Raw genomic sequence first — 14184 nt, 5'->3', positions numbered from 1 at the left:
ACTGGCTCTGCTCGGTGCGGCGATGGCTCTGGTGCTGGCGGGTGTGATGGCGACGCGGCCGGAGCCCAAGCGCGTGCCGGTGCGCGTGCGCGGCAACCGCCGCCAGCGCTGACGGATTTCGGACCGGGTCCCGCCCGGTCCTCATGGCGCGACCGCCGTGCGGCTGCCGCGACGACGGTCGGCCAGGGCTGCCGCGGCGGCCTACCGCCGATCCAGGTCCCGGATCGCGCGGCTCAGTTCATACTCGCGGGAGGCCACATGGGCCTCCAGGTTCTCGATCCGCTTTTCGCAGGAGCGGAAGCGGTCGCGCAGGCCGTGCAGGCGCGTGCTTGCGGTCTCCTCCGGCACGTCCGCGGCGGTGAAGCTGCCGGCTGGCGGCTGCACCGGCAGCATCAGCGCGGCCAGGATGTAGCCGGCGATGGCGAAGGGCGTCAGGAAGATCACGGCCGCGACGAAGCCCAGCCTGATGACGAACCGATCGACCCCGAGATAGTCGGCCACACCGGCGCACACGCCGGCGATCCGGCCGCGCTCGGGGTTGCGGAACAGGCCGCGCGGACGGAAACCGCCGAAAGGCGAGGTTCGCTCATGCATCGACGTCCACCCCTATGACAGCTTGTTGCGCCAGCCCGGAGACTCGGCGTCGAGGATGCGCTCCAGGGTCTGGACGCGGTTTTCCATGCGCTCGGCCAGCGCGCGCAGATCGTCCAGCGCCCGCTCGTCCTCGGCGTTGAGCGCGCGCCGGGTCTCCGTCCGGTGGCGGTAGTGGTGACGGATCCACATCGGCACCACCACGACCAGAAAGAGGATGCCCAGTACGAAACCGAAATGATCCATAGGATGTCAGCCCTTCTCCAGGCGATCCGCGGCCGGGGGCCGGTTTCGGCCGGCCCCCGCGTGTCCAGGTGTCAGGACCCGCCCGCCTTGCGCGCGGCGATGCGGGCGCGCAGTGCCGCCAAATCCTCCTCCACCTTGTGGTTCGCCTCAAGTTCCGCAATCTCTTCCGACAGCGACTTCTTGCGGCCGAGGTCGTAGGACTCCACGCGGCCCTCCAGCTCGTCCAGGTTCTTTTCCACCTGCTCGAAGCGCGACAGGGCCTCGTTGATCCGCTCGTCGTTCAGGGTGTTGCGGACCTTGACGCGGTTGGCCGCGGACTTCTGCCGGGCGACCAGCGCCTTCTCGCGGTTCTTGGCGTCGGTCAGCTTGGCCTGGAGCCGGCCGATGTCGTCGTTGGCCTTGGTCAGCGCCTCCTCGACGGCCTTGTGCTGGACCTCCAGCTGGTCGGCCTGGTCGGCCAGCCTGGACCGCTCGATCAGCGCGCCTTTGGCGAGATCCTCACGATCGCAGGTGAGCGCGATCTCCGCCTTGCGATCCCAGTTCTCGCTCTCGCGGCGCAGATCGGCGACGCGGCGCTCGATCTCCTTCTTCTCCGCGATGATCTTCACGGTGGAGGAGCGCACCTCCACCAGCGTGTCCTCCATCTCCTGGATGATCAGGCGGATCATCTTCTCCGGATCCTCGGCGCGGTCGAGCATCGCGTTGAGGTTGGACTGAACGATGTCGGTCAGGCGCGAAAAGATGCTCATGTCTCTCGTGTCCTCAGCGAAGAAGCGGGTCAGCCGAGCAGCGCGCCGGCGACGATGCCGGCGAAGAAGAACAGCCAGCTTTCCGACGGGCGGCTCATCAGCCAGGCGCGCAGACGCTGCACGGTGTCGCGGTTGTCGGGGCGGTAGCGGGTGTAGGTGTCGTCGCTCATGTCCGGTCTCCTTTGCCCGAACAAAAGCAACGGCCGTGCCAGAGCCTGGCAATCCGCCGGAACCGGCCCGCCGCCTGCGTTTGGGCCCGCCCGGCTTGACCAGCCTCCGCGACGGAGATAGCGTTTCTCACCATTTCTTCGTTGATTCCACCACATGCTATCGCGGATTTCACCATGACCGTCGTTCCCGCCGAACTGCCGCCGCTGCTGGGGGAATCGCCCGCCTTCCTGGCGGCGCTCGCCCACATCTCCCGCGTGGCACCGATCGAACGGCCGCTGCTGGTGATCGGCGAGCGTGGCACCGGCAAGGAGCTGGCGGCGGCGCGCATCCATTACCTGTCGCGGCGCTGGGACCGCCCCTTTGTCAAGGTGAACTGCGCCGCCCTGCCGGAGACGCTGCTGGATTCCGAGCTGTTCGGCTTCGAGGCCGGGGCCTTCACCGGCGCCAGCCGCCGCCACGCCGGCCGGTTCGAACAGGCGGACGGCGGCACCCTGTTCCTGGACGAGGTCGCCACCGCCAGCGCCGCCGTGCAGGAAAAGCTGCTGCGTGCGGTGGAGTATGGGGAGATCGAGCGGATCGGCGGACGGACGCAACGGGTGGACGTGCGGGTGGTCGGCGCCACCAACGCCGACCTGCCGGCCATGGCCGCCGCCGGAACATTCCGTCCCGACCTGCTGGACCGTCTGGCCTTCGACGTGGTGCGTCTGCCTCCCTTGCGCGAGCGGCCTGAGGACATCGAACCGCTGGCCGAGCATTTCGCGCGCGGCATGGTGCGGGAGCTGGAGCGCCCCTACTTCCCCGGCTTCACGGAGGAGGCCCTGGCCGCGCTGCGCGCCCATCCCTGGCCCGGCAACGTGCGGGAGCTGCGCAACGCGGTCGAACGCTCGGTCGCCGCGGCCGACGCCGAGTCACCCGTGGACACGGTGATCCTCGACCCGTTCAGCCGCAGCGCCGCCCTCACCCCGCCATCCGTGCCACCGGCCCCACCGGTCGAAGATGCGGAACCGCGGGCCGGCGGCCCGCTGACCGAACGGGTCCGGGCCTTCGAGGCCGAGCTGCTGCGCGCGGCGCTGGCGCGCAACCGCCACAACCAGCGCCGGACCGCCGAGTCGCTGGGGCTCGGCTACCACCAGCTCCGCGGCCTGCTGCGCAAGCACGGGCTGGTGGGGCGATGAAGGCGCTCAGCCCAGCGCGATCATCAGCACCAGCGCCGAGATGCCGAAGGCGACCACCGGCATGATGTTGACCCCGTCGGCCTCCCAGCTCGGTGCGCGGCGGCTGCCGTGGGCGGGGGCGTCGCCGTGGGTGCCGACCCAACCCTCGCGCGACGGACGGACGCCGGGTTCGGAGACGGCCGGGGCGGCCACCGGCGGGATGGTCGGCGGCAGCGTCGGCGCCGGCGAGCCGGCGGCTCCGCGCTGCGGGCGCGGACGCCCGCCGGTCAGGCGCTCGTCGACATCCACATCGATGCCGGCGGCGTCCAACCGGTCCACGACGGCGGCGATCTCCGCCGGGTCCATGGATTGGATCGGCAGCGCGCGGGACAGGTCGTCGGTGGTCAGGCGCCCGGTGCGTCGCCCCTGTTCGATCAGCCGCTGAACCGCGGCGTCGTGGCTTGCCATGGTGGTTCTCCTATGAAGGATGCTTCCGGGAAAGAGAACGCCAGGACTTGCGGCAAGTTCACGCGGGAGTGAGTTGCACCGGGCGGTGCTGCTTCCGACATCTGAGGCAATCCCGACGGATGCGATCCGCAGCAACACCCGAAAGGTGGACCCATGGGCCTGTTCTCGCGCAAGCCGCTCTCCATTCCGGGGCCGGGCGACGCCCTGCCCGGCCGCCAGGACCCGATGCCGGTGCCGGCGCGCCACCACGTCAACGGCAACCCGCTGACCCCGCCCTATCCCGAGCATCTCCAGGTCGTCGATGTCGCCCTCGGCTGCTTCTGGGGGGCGGAGCGCAAGTTCTGGAAGACGCCGGGCGTGTGGACGACGGCCGTCGGCTATCAGGGTGGCCACACCCCCAACCCGACCTACGAGGAGGTCTGTTCCGGCATGACCGGCCACACGGAGGTGGTGCGGGTGGTGTTCGACCCGTCCCGAGTCACCTTCGAGCAGCTTCTGGCCGTCTTCTGGGAGGCGCACGACCCCACCCAGGGCATGCGCCAGGGCAACGACGTCGGCACCCAGTACCGGTCGGCCATCTACACCCATTCCGCGGAGCAGTTGCAGGCGGCGGAGCGCAGCCGCGACGCCTATCAGGCGGCGCTGGGGCGGGCCGGCTATGGCCCGGTGACCACGGAGATCCGCGAGGCCCCGCCCTTCTACTTCGCGGAAGGCTACCACCAGCAGTATCTCAGCAAAAATCCCAACGGTTACTGCGGGCTCGGCGGCACGGGCGTGAGCTGCGCCCTCTGACGCTGGAGCGCGATGCGGCAGGGAGGGGGACCGGTGCCGGTTGCGCCGGCCCTCGCCTTGCGGGTATGGTTCCGGCAGCCCCGAACGCCCGACAATGGCCCCGCTGCCGAACCGCGTGTACCCATGATCAAGGAAAGAACCGAGCTGGTCACGCCCGCCCTCAGCGGCTTGCTTGATTTCTGGCTCGGCAAATGCACGAACGGAAATCCACCGGTTTCCAGCACCATCGCGCCGCAGGAACTGCGGCCGTGGAAGGATAATATTGTCATCTTCGAAGTGATCAACGACGAGGATTTCGTTTATTCCTACTACGGCCGCAAGCTGGCGGAGGCGTTCGGGCATTCGCGGCTGGGCGCCACGCTGGACGCGCTGCCGGCCGACCAGCGGGCCATCCTGGCCGCCGAATACGCCGCCGTACGGCGCGAGCGGCTGCCGGTGTCGCGCGTCCACATGGCCGATTTCGGCCGAGGGCTGGGCAGCTGGGAACGGCTGGTGCTGCCGCTGTCCAGCGACGGCGCGTCGGTGGACAAGCTGCTGGTGGCCGCCTACGAGCTGTCCACGCCGCAGCCCGAGTCGGAACCGGCGGTGCCGCGCATGCCGGAGTCCGCAGGCTTCGACCAGACCACCACCGACGAGCACACGAAGGCCCCGGCATGAAGCCGCGCACCCCCCACCTGAAGGCCCCGGTCACGCAGACCGGCGTGGTCACCGCCGACGAGTTCAATCTGTGGTGCGCCCTGAACGGCCAGCCCTTCAATCTCATCCCCAACACGCGCGGCGACGGCCGCCTGCAGTGGGATGTGGAGGTGCTGCCGGGCACCCCCGGTGCCGGCACCGTCTACACCACCGGCCTGGGTGACGAGGCGCTGGCGGTGGTTGCGGGCTTCGCGTTCCTGGCGGGGGTGGAGTGGGCCGACGCCGTGCGCCCGGTGGTGGAGCCAGCCGCCGCCATGCCCGGCCACGGCGTCGAGCCGGCCAAGCCGGCGCTGGAGGCGGTGGCCCCGGCCGGCGAAGCCGCGACGGCGGCGGTGCCGGGTCCGGTCGAGGCGCCCGCGGCGAACGCCGCCGTGTCGGAGCCGGTGGACGTCGACATTCTGGAGCCGCCGCCCGCCGGGGCCGGCTACCAGCTTCCGCCCATCGCCCTGCTCCAGTCGCCGCCGCCCTCCCCGCCGCAGCAGCACGACGAGCTGGTGCTGGCGCAGAACGCGCGCATGCTGGAGACGGTGCTGAAGAACTTCCGCGTGCGCGGCGAGATCATGGAGGTGCGGCCGGGCCCGGTCGTCACCCTCTACGAGTTCGAGCCGGCGCCGGGCACCAAATCCTCCACCGTCATCAACCTGACCGACGACATCGCCCGTTCCATGAGCGTGGTGACGGCGCGCATCGCCATCGTGCCGGGCCGCAGCGTGATCGGGGTGGAGCTGCCCAACCCCGTGCGGGAGATGGTCTATCTGCGCGAGATGCTGGAGACCGACGCCTTCCGCAACGCGCCGGGACAGCTCGCGCTGGTGCTGGGCAAGGACATCGGCGGCGAGGCGGTGATCGCCGACCTCGCCCGCATGCCGCACCTGCTGATCGCCGGCACCACCGGGTCCGGCAAGTCGGTGGGGATCAACACCTTCATCCTGTCGCTCCTGTACCGGCTGCCGCCCGACCGCTGCCGCTTCATCATGATCGACCCCAAGATGCTGGAGCTGTCGGTCTACGAGGGCATCCCGCACCTGCTGACCCCCGTCGTCACCGACCCCAAGAAGGCGGTGATCGCCCTGCGCTGGGCGGTGCGCGAGATGGAGAGCCGCTACGAGGCCATGTCCAAGCTGGGCGTGCGCAACATCGAGGGGTACAACGCCCGCATCTCCGAAATGATCGCGCGCGGCGAGAAGATGCCCCGCCGTGCCCAGCCCGGCGAGGCGGAGGCGATCTTCGAGGCGCCGCAGGAGCCGGTGCCGCTCCACTACATCGTCGTGGTGGTGGACGAGATGGCCGACCTGATGCTGGTCGCCGGCAAGGAGATCGAGGCAGCCATCCAGCGTCTCGCCCAGATGGCGCGCGCCGCCGGCATCCACCTGATCATGGCAACCCAGCGCCCCTCGGTGGACGTGATCACCGGCACCATCAAGGCCAACTTCCCGACCCGCATCAGCTTCCAGGTCACCAGCAAGATCGACAGCCGCACCATCCTGGGCGAGGCGGGCGCCGAACAGCTCCTCGGCCAGGGCGACATGCTGCACATGGCCGGCGGCGGTCGCATCACCCGCGTGCACGGCCCCTTCGTGTCGGATTCGGAGGTGGAGGAGATCGTCCAGCACGTGAAGGCGCAGGGCTCCCCCAACTACGTCACCGCCATCATCGAGGAGGAGGAGGAGGCGGTCGCCGACGAGGACGACGACAGCTCCGGTGGCGGCGGCGGTGCCGACGACCTCTACATGCAGGCGGTCAGCTTCGTGGTGCGCGAGCAGAAGGTGTCGGTCAGCTCCATCCAGCGCCAGCTCCAGATCGGCTACAACCGCGCCGCCCGGCTGGTCGAGCGCATGGAGCAGGAGCGCATCGTCTCCCCCGCCAACCACCAGGGCAAGCGCGAGGTCCTGCTGTCCCCGGCCGGCCTGTCGGCCAAACGCGCCGGCATGTGACCGGAGGGTGCCCCGCCGTCCCATCGGGACGTGAGCGGGGCATCCGGGGACCGTTCCTACGTCCTGGAGTGCTGACGCCGCGGGTTTGCGAGGAAGAAGCGCAGCATCTCCCGCGAGGCGTCCGGCCCGCGTGGATCGGTGTAGGATCCGGCCGGGCTGCCACCGGCCCAGGCGTGGCCGGCCCCGTGGATCGTCCACTGCTCGCAGATCGCATGGCCGGAGGCGTCGGCATGCCGGGTGCGGCTGTAGCCATGCCCGCCGGACACCGCCCCCCGCTCCACCGTCGTCCGCAGCCCCGTCGCACCCGCCGTCGTCTGGGCGACGACATCGTCACCGTTGCCCGGGTGGACCGTGCTGTCCCGGTCTCCATGGAAGACGATCGTCGGAACCGGCTCGCCGGATGGCCGCCCGGCACGGCCTCCGCCCTGGCGCATGGCGGCGAAGGCGGATGGGATATCGCGGGCGGCCCCATGGGGAAGACCCGAATGCACCCCGACGCCGGCGTAGAGGTCCGGATAGGTGCCACCCATGACGACCGCCGCCGCCCCGCCGGCCGAAAGCCCCGCGACGTAGACGCGGGTGGGGTCCACGGCGTGCTCCTGCATGATCTGCCGGGTGATCCCCGCAATCAGCGACGGCTCGCCATGGTCGCGCCGCTGGTCGTCCGGGTTGAACCAGTTCCAGCACCGGTTGGCGTTCGCCGAGGACGGCTGCTCAGGGTAGGCGATGAGAAGGCCGAGCTCCTCCGCCAGCGCGTTCATGCGCGTCCCGGCCGCGAAATCATCCGGCGACTGGGTGCAGCCGTGCAGCATGACCACCAGCGGGCGCGGCTCCCCGCCGCCCCGATTGGCGGGAACATACAGCTTGTAGGAGCGTGCGCCGGCCGCGTTGCCGTAGGACGCCGTCGTGAAGGAGGCACCGTCCGGCAGCGGGTCGGCCGCAGGCCGCGCCACGCCGCCAATGCCAAGGTCGAGGCCGTCCGGCAGGACGCGCCGTGCGAGATCGCGCAGCGTCTCGCCCAGCCCGGACCTGGGGCCGGAATGGAACCGGCCGGCGTGGGGAGCGGCGGCCGGCTGGGGCGGATCGCGCGACGGCGGCGCGTCCGCCACCTCCACCGTGACCGGCTCCACGTCGATGATGGTCGGCGCGCCGGGGTGGGACGTTGTGGGTGCGGGGGCCGCGGCTGCCCCCCCACCTCCCAGCAGGCGCTGGATGAGGGCGGTCGCCTCGGTGAGCTTGCCGGCGGTGGTGAGGCGCATCGCCTCTGCCATATCGCTGGGAATCCGGTTGGTCATGTGGGTGCTTTCCGATGTCGGACGCGGCACCGGCGGAAGGCCGGGCCTGGAAACTTTTCAAGGGTGCGGCGGGTGGCGCACGGCTTCACCGCATGCGGTCCGCAAGGGCCGCCTTGACGGCGGCGCTGGCGTGCAACGCCCCGAGCACGGACACCGAGGCGATGGCGTCGCGGGCAAGCTCGGGGGTGACATCCTGGGCGATGCTGGCAAGCCCGAGGACGCGGATGTGGAGCGTCTGTCCGGCGTCCCGCGCCGCTTCGAGATCCTCGCGGCTGTAGTGGCGCAGGCCGAGATCCACGCTTTTGCGCGTCACCGCCTGACGGACGGCGTCGCCGTGACGGTCGATCTGGTTGCGGATGGCGGTGCGGATGAAGTCGGTGCGGTTGGCGTAGAAGCCTTCCTGCACGAGCAGATCGATGTGGCCGAGATCGACGTAACCGAGGTTGATCGTGATCTTCTCGCTGTCGCTGCCCTTCGGGCGAAGCTCCTGAACGTTGCTAGCCATCCCTTCACCATCCTTCCACCATCCCGTTGGATGGTAAATGGGGGTGGGCGATGGCCGATCAAGGTGAATTCTCACAACGGGGAAAAGCTCCCGTTCCTTGGGAGCCGGTCGCCGCCCCATGGTCCTGGCGAGCGGCGTCCTCCGCATGGCGGCCCTCCGCAAGCCGGCCGTGATTTCGGGCGGACGCGACGGTACCGTCTTGCTGTGCTGTGACCTGCCGGGGGTGCCGTCGTGAAAGCCCACTTCCAGACCTTCGCCGCCTACAACCGCTGGGCCAACGACCGCCTCTACGCCGCCGCGGCCGGGCTGTCGGAGGCGGAGTTCGTCGAGGACCGCGGCGCCTTCTTCGGGTCGATGAGCGGCACGCTGAACCACATCCTGGTCGCCGATCGCATCTGGCTGCGCCGCATCACCGGCGAGGGGCCGCAGCCCAAGGCGCTGAACGAGATCCTGCACCCGGACCTCCCCGGCCTGTGCGCCGCGCGGCAGACGGAGGACGAGCGCTTGGTCCGAACCATCGACGCCATGGACGAGGAGCGGATCGCCGGCACCCTGGCCTACCGCACCACCACCGGCGAGCCGTTCGAGCAGCCGCTGGCGCTGGTGCTGGCCCACCTTTTCAACCACCAGACGCACCACCGCGGCCAGGCCCACACGCTGCTGAGCCTGCACGGCCGCAACCCGCCGCCGCTGGACCTGCTCTACTATCTGCGTGAGGTGGCGTGAGCGCCCTACTCCGCCCGCAGCGCGTCTTCGACGGCCTGCGGGTTGCGCTGGATAACGCGGAGATAGGCGCGAGCCGCCCGGTCCGGCTTGCGCCGCCCTTGCTCCCACTCCTGGATCGCGCGGGCGTCGAGATCGAACCGCTCGGCGAACTTGTCCCGGCTGAGTCCGAGTTCCTTGCGGATCGTTGCCACATCCGGGGTCGGGACGACCTGGACCGGCAACGGGCTCTCGCCGGTCACATGGTCCAGGACCTCCCTCATGGCGGCTTCAAGTTCCAACCCGAGGGCGGAGCGTTTCGATGGTTTACGGGGCATGACGGCACCAAAAAGTTGAATACAAACGTAACATATCGTACAAACAAAATATCCGAAGCCGTGCCTGTTCTGCCGAAAATCAAGCCCTCTTCTTGTATTCCTCCTTGATCATTTTCACAAAGTCGCGCAGCACTTTTTTGTCGCCGGGGGTCAAATCGGCCTGCTGGTTCTTCGCGTAGACATACAGGAAATAGATGGTTCCGGCAGAATCATGATGGAAGTAGGTCGTTCGGACCCCGCCCCGCTTGCCACGTCCCGGCAAGGCCCATCGAAGCTTTCGAATACCGGCTAATCCGGGAATGACGTCTCCCGCCTTTGGATCCTCGACGATAGCGCGTTCCATTGCCTCGCGCACCTCGTCAGACATCAGTTCCGTCACCGATGCCAAATACCGCTTTGTCCTGACAATCTCCATCCGTCCACCTCCGAACTCCATACATTCTGCGGCATTGCCGCAGCATTGTCAATAAATCCTGCGGCAATGCCGCAGTGCTCACCGCATGAGAAACCCCCTATCCATCCGTGGCATCGGCAGGCGGACCGCAACACCCAATCTGAAGCGCGTCAGGTGCCTTGGGGCGCCGCAACGCGGAGCGTGTCCATGCCATCCTTTCCCCTGCGCGCGGCCGCGTTGTCAGCGCTGCTGCTGACCGCCGGTTGCGCCGGCCTGTCCCCGCCGCCCCACCGGAAGCCGGACCCGGACCTGGTCTCGGCGCTCGACCGTCTGGCAAAGCACCGCTGCAACCGCGAGGCCGCTTCGGTTCTGACCGCGGTCGGGATGGCCGCGGGCGACGTCCGGTCGCTGTGGGTCTACACGGTGCCCCGCTATTCCGGCGAATCGCTCGGCGGGCCGGAGGCCCATGTCGGGCTGAACGGGCAGCCGGGATCCGTGATCATCCCGATGACGGACGACTGCAAGGCACGGCAGGTCTACACCACCGGCGGCGCCCGCGTGCCTGGCATGACGGGTTGGTAACGGTCAGCCGCCGGGCACGTGGCGGTAGGCCAACACGGCGGCCGGGCGCCCGGCCTCGTCCGCCAGCGGCAACAGCAGCTCGATGAAGCGGGCGCCGGGCACCAACGGGTCGTTGTGGACGACGTGGCAGAGCGCCCGCCCCTGCGCGAGGCAGGCGTCGAGATCGGCGCGCAGCCGTCCCGCCGCCTCGGAGGGATGGCAGGCGGCCAGGGTCCGCGTCACCGCCCGCTGGTCGAGCCGGCGCTGGATGGTCCGGCCGCAGGCGCGGTAGACGAAATCGCCCCCGTCGCCCGCGCGCTCCAACAGGCAGATCCGGCCGACGCAATCACGGAACCGGGCGGTGTCCATTTCCCGCGCCATCGGCATGCCGCGCTGCTGCTTCACCCGGTGCCAGTGGGCATAGAGCACGCGCGCCTGCGGCGGAGCCTTGTCGAACTCCAGCGGTGTGGAGCGGCAACCGGTGTCCGGCGGTTCGACCACGACCACCGGCGCCGCCGTGACGACAACGGACGCCGGAGCCGGCGGCTCGGCGAGGCGGCCGGCGGGGGCGCCGGCCAGCAGGCCTGTCATGGCCGCGGAATGGCCGGGGGTGCGGGTCGGCCGCGCGCCGTGCGACTTCAGCATCGGCAGCGGCGCCCAGGCGGCGCAGGTGTGATAGGCCTTGGTGACCTTGCGGTAGTCCTGGCTGCTCGCCGTCCGGCAATCCCCCTCCACGCTGTAGCGGGCGACATGCACCAACGTGTTGTCGGGCGCCATCGACCGCTCCCCGCCCCAGCTCGTGCAGGCGGCGCAGGCGCGGCTGTCTTTGGCGAAGGCGTGCGACATCGAACGGCGGACCGGACCGGGCTTGCGGGGGACTACGGCTTTCGATTGATGACGCCCTTTCCCCCGCGGCGCAAGACGCCCGTCACCACCCCGCCCCTTTCCGGGGGCGGCGGGATGGATCGGCAACAGGGGGAGGACGCGCCGCTCAGGCGCGGTCGCTCACCCCCGCCTCGGCGAAGGTCGCCATGCCGGCGTGGCATTCCGCGGCGGCCTTCAGGATGGGGATGGCGAGTGCGGCCCCCGACCCCTCGCCCAGCCGCATGCCGAGATCGAGGATCGGGTCCTTGCCGATGGCCTCCAGCAGGCGGCTGTGGCCCGGCTCGACCGAGCGGTGGGCGACCACGCAATGGTCGAGCGCCCGACGGTCGGCCTTGAACAGCACGGCCGCCGCCGCGGTGCAGGCGTAGCCGTCCAGCACCACCGGCATGCGCGCCATGCGGGCGGCCAGCACTGCCCCGGCGATCGCCGCGAACTCGAAACCACCGAGGCGGCGCAGCGCCTCGAACGGGTCGTCCCTGGCCTGCGGGTTGGCGGCCAGACCGGCCTCCACCGCCGCCACCTTGCGCTCGAAGCCGGCGTCGTCCACCCCGGTGCCGCGGCCGACCCAGCCGCGGGCGTCGCCGCCGAACAGCGCGCAGCAGAGTGCCGCCGCCGCCGTGGTGTTGCCGATGCCCATCTCCCCCAGACCGAGAAGCTGGACGCCCATCTCCGCCGCCATCATGCCGTAGGCCATGGCGCGGCAGCATTCCTCCTCGTCCATCGCGGGGCTTTCGGTGAAGTCCCGCGTGGGGTTGTCGAGGTCGAGCTCATAAACGCGCAGCTCGGCGTCGGCCACCTCGCACAGCCGGTTCACCGCAGCACCACCGCGGGCGAAGTTGGCGACCATCTGCGCCGTCACCGCCGCCGGATAGGGGGATACGCCCTGCGCCACCACGCCGTGGTTGGCGGCGAAGACGGCGACGCGCGGCCGGCGCAGCTCCGCCGGGTGGCGGCCCTGCCAAGTGGCGAGCCACTGGGCGAGATCCTCCAGCCGGCCGAGCGAGCCGGGGGGCTTGGTGAGCTGGCTCTGGCGCTGCAGGGCCGCCGTGCCGGAATCGAGATCCGGGCCGGGCAGGTTGCGGACGAGCGCCCGCATCTCCTCGAAGGTCAGGGCTGGCTGCGCGTTGCTCATGGCGGAAAACCCGTGCGGAACGGTCGTGGACCGGGGCGGAAAAGCGGGGCGGAGACTGGCACCGTTGGGCGCCCGCGTCAAACCGCTTGGCAGCGCCCGCGGGGCGCTTTACTGACGCGGACCATGCCCGACGACGCCCCCACCACCCGCCGCCCCTGGCGCTGGACCGACGACGCCACGCTGGCCGTGGTGTTCCTGACGCGCATCCCGCTGCGTCTGCCCCCTGCCCTGCCGCCGGACGCGCACGGTCGGGCGATGGCGTGGTTCCCGGTGGTGGGGGCGCTGGTCGGGCTGGCCGGCGGCGCCGTCTTCGCGCTGGCCCAGGCGCTGGGTCAGCCGCCCATGGTCGCCGCCCTGCTGGCGGTGGCCGCCACCGCCTGGGTGACCGGGGCGCTGCACGAGGACGGGCTGGCGGATGTGGCCGACGGCTTCGGCGGCGGCTGGAACCGCGAGCGCAAGCTGGAGATCATGAAGGACAGCCGCGTCGGCACCTACGGCGCGCTCGCCGTCGTGCTGTCGGTCGGGCTGCGCGCCGCGGCGCTGGCGGAACTGGGCCAGCCTGATACGATTCTCGCGGCGCTGGTGACGGCGGGGGCGGCGTCGCGCGGCGTCATGCCGGTGATCGTCCGCGCCGTGCCCTCGGCCCGGCCGGACGGGGTGGCGGCGTCGCATGGTCTGCCGCCGCGCGGACGGGCGCTGGTGGCGCTGGTGGTGGGAATCGGCATCGCGATCGCCACCCTCGGTGCCGATGCGGCGGTGGCGCTGCCGGTTGCCGCGCTGGGGGCTGCGGCGGTGACGCGGCTTGCGGTGCGGCAGATCGAGGGCTACACCGGCGATGTGCTGGGCGCCGTCCAGCAGACGTCCGAAACACTGATCCTGCTTTCGCTGGTGGCCCTTCGATGACCTTCGCGACAACCCGCTGGTGGTTGCTCCGCCACGCCCCGGTGATCAATCCGGAGGGGCGCATCTATGGACAGGGCGACGTCGAGGTCGATCTGGGCAACCGGGCGGCCTTCCTGGCTCTGGCCACCGTGCTGCCGCGCGGGGCTGTGTGGCTGTGCACGCCGCTGGCGCGCACCGGGCGGACGGCGCAGGCCATCCGCGACGCGTGGCACGCCGACGAGACGCCGCCGGAACCGCCGGTTCCGGTGCTCGACCTCGTGGAACAGCATTTCGGCGCGTGGCAAGGCCTGACCCACGACGAGCTGAACGCCCGCCAGCCGCGCGCCGCCCAGCGCTTCTGGATCGCCCCGGCCACCGAACGGCCGCCGGGCGGGGAGAGCTTCGCCGACATGGCGGCGCGGGTGGGTTCGGCGCTGCTGCGCCTGTCGGTCGAGCACGCCGGGCGCGACGTGGTGTGCGTGACCCACGGCGGCCCGGTGCGCGCCGCGCTGCGGCTGGCGCTGGGGGTGGAGGCGGAGGCCGTCCTGCGCTTGCGCATCGACACGCTGTCGCTGACCCGCATCGACGCCATCGCGGAAGCCGCGGCGCCGCCTGTCTGGCGCATCGACGGGGTGAACCTGCCGCCCGGTGCGGTGCCACCTGCCACCTGAAGCGGAACCTTCCGCCCG

Annotated in this window: 19 protein-coding genes; 8 read left to right on the top strand and 11 right to left on the bottom strand. The window is 70.6% G+C overall.

All coding sequences use genetic code 11. From position 1 onward, the window contains the following. Positions 1 to 201: 201 nt before the first annotated feature. The 4 genes from HL658_RS25585 to HL658_RS25570 form a co-directional block, all read right to left on the bottom strand. Positions 202 to 594, bottom strand: coding sequence for a PspC domain-containing protein (locus HL658_RS25585; protein ID WP_180285363.1), 393 nt, complete (start codon positions 592 to 594; stop codon positions 202 to 204). A gap of 12 nt (positions 595 to 606) precedes the next feature. Beyond that, positions 607 to 837: an envelope stress response membrane protein PspB gene (pspB, locus tag HL658_RS25580; protein WP_180285364.1), complete on the bottom strand. Its 231-nt coding sequence runs from the start codon at positions 835 to 837 to the stop codon at positions 607 to 609. A gap of 71 nt (positions 838 to 908) precedes the next feature. After that, positions 909 to 1586 carry a phage shock protein PspA gene (gene pspA, locus HL658_RS25575; protein WP_180285365.1) on the bottom strand — a complete coding sequence of 226 codons (678 nt, stop codon included), beginning with the start codon at positions 1584 to 1586 and terminating at the stop codon, positions 909 to 911. A gap of 29 nt (positions 1587 to 1615) precedes the next feature. Further along, positions 1616 to 1756, bottom strand: coding sequence for a hypothetical protein (locus HL658_RS25570; protein ID WP_180285366.1), 141 nt, complete (start codon positions 1754 to 1756; stop codon positions 1616 to 1618). Positions 1757 to 1930: 174 nt separating this feature from the next. Between HL658_RS25570 and pspF the strand changes: the two genes are divergently transcribed. Beyond that, positions 1931 to 2932 carry a phage shock protein operon transcriptional activator gene (gene pspF / locus HL658_RS25565; protein ID WP_180285367.1) on the top strand — a complete coding sequence of 334 codons (1002 nt, stop codon included), beginning with the start codon at positions 1931 to 1933 and terminating at the stop codon, positions 2930 to 2932. Between the two features lie 6 nt (positions 2933 to 2938). On the opposite strand, the gene HL658_RS25560 is transcribed toward pspF, so the two are convergent. Then, complete coding sequence (locus HL658_RS25560; protein ID WP_180285368.1) at positions 2939 to 3379, bottom strand: RNA polymerase sigma factor region1.1 domain-containing protein; 441 nt, start codon at positions 3377 to 3379, stop codon at positions 2939 to 2941. Positions 3380 to 3532: 153 nt separating this feature from the next. On the opposite strand from HL658_RS25560, the gene msrA reads away from it, so the two are divergent. The 3 genes from msrA (at position 3533) to HL658_RS25545 (ending at position 6801) form a co-directional block, all read left to right on the top strand. Further along, complete coding sequence (msrA, locus tag HL658_RS25555; RefSeq protein ID WP_180285369.1) at positions 3533 to 4171, top strand: peptide-methionine (S)-S-oxide reductase MsrA; 639 nt, start codon at positions 3533 to 3535, stop codon at positions 4169 to 4171. A gap of 123 nt (positions 4172 to 4294) precedes the next feature. Then, positions 4295 to 4828 carry a PAS domain-containing protein gene (locus HL658_RS25550; protein ID WP_180285370.1) on the top strand — a complete coding sequence of 178 codons (534 nt, stop codon included), beginning with the start codon at positions 4295 to 4297 and terminating at the stop codon, positions 4826 to 4828. Further along, positions 4825 to 6801 (top strand): DNA translocase FtsK, encoded by a 1977-nt coding sequence (locus HL658_RS25545; RefSeq protein ID WP_180285371.1) that lies wholly within the window; start codon positions 4825 to 4827, stop codon positions 6799 to 6801. The genes HL658_RS25550 and HL658_RS25545 overlap by 4 nt, the downstream gene beginning before the upstream one ends. Before the next feature lie 56 nt (positions 6802 to 6857). On the opposite strand, the gene HL658_RS25540 is transcribed toward HL658_RS25545, so the two are convergent. Together HL658_RS25540 and HL658_RS25535 are read right to left on the bottom strand one after the other, a co-directional pair. Further along, positions 6858 to 8096, bottom strand: a complete 1239-nt coding sequence (locus tag HL658_RS25540) for an extracellular catalytic domain type 1 short-chain-length polyhydroxyalkanoate depolymerase (protein ID WP_180285372.1) — start codon at positions 8094 to 8096, stop codon at positions 6858 to 6860. An 85-nt stretch (positions 8097 to 8181) separates the two neighbouring features. Then, the gene (locus HL658_RS25535; protein WP_180285373.1) at positions 8182 to 8601 is read right to left on the bottom strand and encodes a CopG family transcriptional regulator; all 420 of its coding nucleotides are present in this window, start codon (positions 8599 to 8601) and stop codon (positions 8182 to 8184) included. A gap of 231 nt (positions 8602 to 8832) precedes the next feature. Here HL658_RS25535 and HL658_RS25530 point away from each other — a divergent pair, with 231 nt between their 5' ends. Then, positions 8833 to 9327, top strand: coding sequence for a DinB family protein (locus HL658_RS25530; protein ID WP_180285374.1), 495 nt, complete (start codon positions 8833 to 8835; stop codon positions 9325 to 9327). A gap of 5 nt (positions 9328 to 9332) precedes the next feature. Here HL658_RS25530 and HL658_RS25525 read toward each other — a convergent pair whose 3' ends face one another. Together HL658_RS25525 and HL658_RS25520 are read right to left on the bottom strand one after the other, a co-directional pair. Beyond that, complete coding sequence (locus HL658_RS25525; RefSeq protein WP_246337882.1) at positions 9333 to 9587, bottom strand: helix-turn-helix domain-containing protein; 255 nt, start codon at positions 9585 to 9587, stop codon at positions 9333 to 9335. 133 nt (positions 9588 to 9720) lie between these two features. After that, complete coding sequence (locus HL658_RS25520) at positions 9721 to 10056, bottom strand: type II toxin-antitoxin system RelE/ParE family toxin (protein ID WP_246337880.1); 336 nt, start codon at positions 10054 to 10056, stop codon at positions 9721 to 9723. 186 nt (positions 10057 to 10242) lie between these two features. Here HL658_RS25520 and HL658_RS25515 point away from each other — a divergent pair, with 186 nt between their 5' ends. After that, on the top strand, positions 10243 to 10617 hold the full coding sequence (locus HL658_RS25515) for a hypothetical protein (protein WP_180285376.1): 375 nt from the start codon (positions 10243 to 10245) through the stop codon (positions 10615 to 10617). Between the two features lie 3 nt (positions 10618 to 10620). Here HL658_RS25515 and HL658_RS25510 read toward each other — a convergent pair whose 3' ends face one another. Together HL658_RS25510 and cobT are read right to left on the bottom strand one after the other, a co-directional pair. Continuing rightward, positions 10621 to 11442, bottom strand: a complete 822-nt coding sequence (locus HL658_RS25510; RefSeq protein ID WP_180285377.1) for a PAS domain-containing protein — start codon at positions 11440 to 11442, stop codon at positions 10621 to 10623. 145 nt (positions 11443 to 11587) lie between these two features. Beyond that, on the bottom strand, positions 11588 to 12613 hold the full coding sequence (gene cobT / locus HL658_RS25505) for a nicotinate-nucleotide--dimethylbenzimidazole phosphoribosyltransferase (RefSeq protein WP_180285378.1): 1026 nt from the start codon (positions 12611 to 12613) through the stop codon (positions 11588 to 11590). A 123-nt stretch (positions 12614 to 12736) separates the two neighbouring features. Between cobT and cobS the strand changes: the two genes are divergently transcribed. After that, on the top strand, positions 12737 to 13516 hold the full coding sequence (gene cobS / locus HL658_RS25500; RefSeq protein ID WP_180285379.1) for an adenosylcobinamide-GDP ribazoletransferase: 780 nt from the start codon (positions 12737 to 12739) through the stop codon (positions 13514 to 13516). After that, on the top strand, positions 13513 to 14166 hold the full coding sequence (locus tag HL658_RS25495) for a histidine phosphatase family protein (RefSeq protein ID WP_180285380.1): 654 nt from the start codon (positions 13513 to 13515) through the stop codon (positions 14164 to 14166). The genes cobS and HL658_RS25495 overlap by 4 nt, the downstream gene beginning before the upstream one ends. Positions 14167 to 14184 lie beyond the last annotated feature (18 nt).

Source organism: Azospirillum oleiclasticum, from assembly GCF_013423485.1.
GTDB lineage: Bacteria > Pseudomonadota > Alphaproteobacteria > Azospirillales > Azospirillaceae > Azospirillum > Azospirillum oleiclasticum.
The sequence above is the reverse complement of the archived record's forward strand: the minus strand, read 5'-3'. Positions and strand labels throughout refer to the sequence as shown.

What these genes read in the sequence shown, in the direction of transcription:
- cobS (WP_180285379.1), top strand. Translation starts at nt 12,737, where the DNA reads ATGCCCGACGACGCCCCCACCACCCGCCGCCCCTGGCGCTGGACCGAC.
- cobT (WP_180285378.1), bottom strand. Translation starts at nt 12,613, where the DNA reads ATGAGCAACGCGCAGCCAGCCCTGACCTTCGAGGAGATGCGGGCGCTC.
- HL658_RS25545 (WP_180285371.1), top strand. Translation starts at nt 4,825, where the DNA reads ATGAAGCCGCGCACCCCCCACCTGAAGGCCCCGGTCACGCAGACCGGC.
- HL658_RS25510 (WP_180285377.1), bottom strand. Translation starts at nt 11,442, where the DNA reads ATGTCGCACGCCTTCGCCAAAGACAGCCGCGCCTGCGCCGCCTGCACG.
- HL658_RS25560 (WP_180285368.1), bottom strand. Translation starts at nt 3,379, where the DNA reads ATGGCAAGCCACGACGCCGCGGTTCAGCGGCTGATCGAACAGGGGCGA.
- pspB (WP_180285364.1), bottom strand. Translation starts at nt 837, where the DNA reads ATGGATCATTTCGGTTTCGTACTGGGCATCCTCTTTCTGGTCGTGGTG.
- HL658_RS25550 (WP_180285370.1), top strand. Translation starts at nt 4,295, where the DNA reads ATGATCAAGGAAAGAACCGAGCTGGTCACGCCCGCCCTCAGCGGCTTG.
- HL658_RS25520 (WP_246337880.1), bottom strand. Translation starts at nt 10,056, where the DNA reads ATGGAGATTGTCAGGACAAAGCGGTATTTGGCATCGGTGACGGAACTG.
- pspF (WP_180285367.1), top strand. Translation starts at nt 1,931, where the DNA reads ATGACCGTCGTTCCCGCCGAACTGCCGCCGCTGCTGGGGGAATCGCCC.
- HL658_RS25540 (WP_180285372.1), bottom strand. Translation starts at nt 8,096, where the DNA reads ATGACCAACCGGATTCCCAGCGATATGGCAGAGGCGATGCGCCTCACC.
- msrA (WP_180285369.1), top strand. Translation starts at nt 3,533, where the DNA reads ATGGGCCTGTTCTCGCGCAAGCCGCTCTCCATTCCGGGGCCGGGCGAC.
- HL658_RS25495 (WP_180285380.1), top strand. Translation starts at nt 13,513, where the DNA reads ATGACCTTCGCGACAACCCGCTGGTGGTTGCTCCGCCACGCCCCGGTG.
- HL658_RS25525 (WP_246337882.1), bottom strand. Translation starts at nt 9,587, where the DNA reads ATGAGGGAGGTCCTGGACCATGTGACCGGCGAGAGCCCGTTGCCGGTC.
- HL658_RS25515 (WP_180285376.1), top strand. Translation starts at nt 10,243, where the DNA reads ATGCCATCCTTTCCCCTGCGCGCGGCCGCGTTGTCAGCGCTGCTGCTG.
- HL658_RS25535 (WP_180285373.1), bottom strand. Translation starts at nt 8,601, where the DNA reads ATGGCTAGCAACGTTCAGGAGCTTCGCCCGAAGGGCAGCGACAGCGAG.
- pspA (WP_180285365.1), bottom strand. Translation starts at nt 1,586, where the DNA reads ATGAGCATCTTTTCGCGCCTGACCGACATCGTTCAGTCCAACCTCAAC.
- HL658_RS25570 (WP_180285366.1), bottom strand. Translation starts at nt 1,756, where the DNA reads ATGAGCGACGACACCTACACCCGCTACCGCCCCGACAACCGCGACACC.
- HL658_RS25585 (WP_180285363.1), bottom strand. Translation starts at nt 594, where the DNA reads ATGCATGAGCGAACCTCGCCTTTCGGCGGTTTCCGTCCGCGCGGCCTG.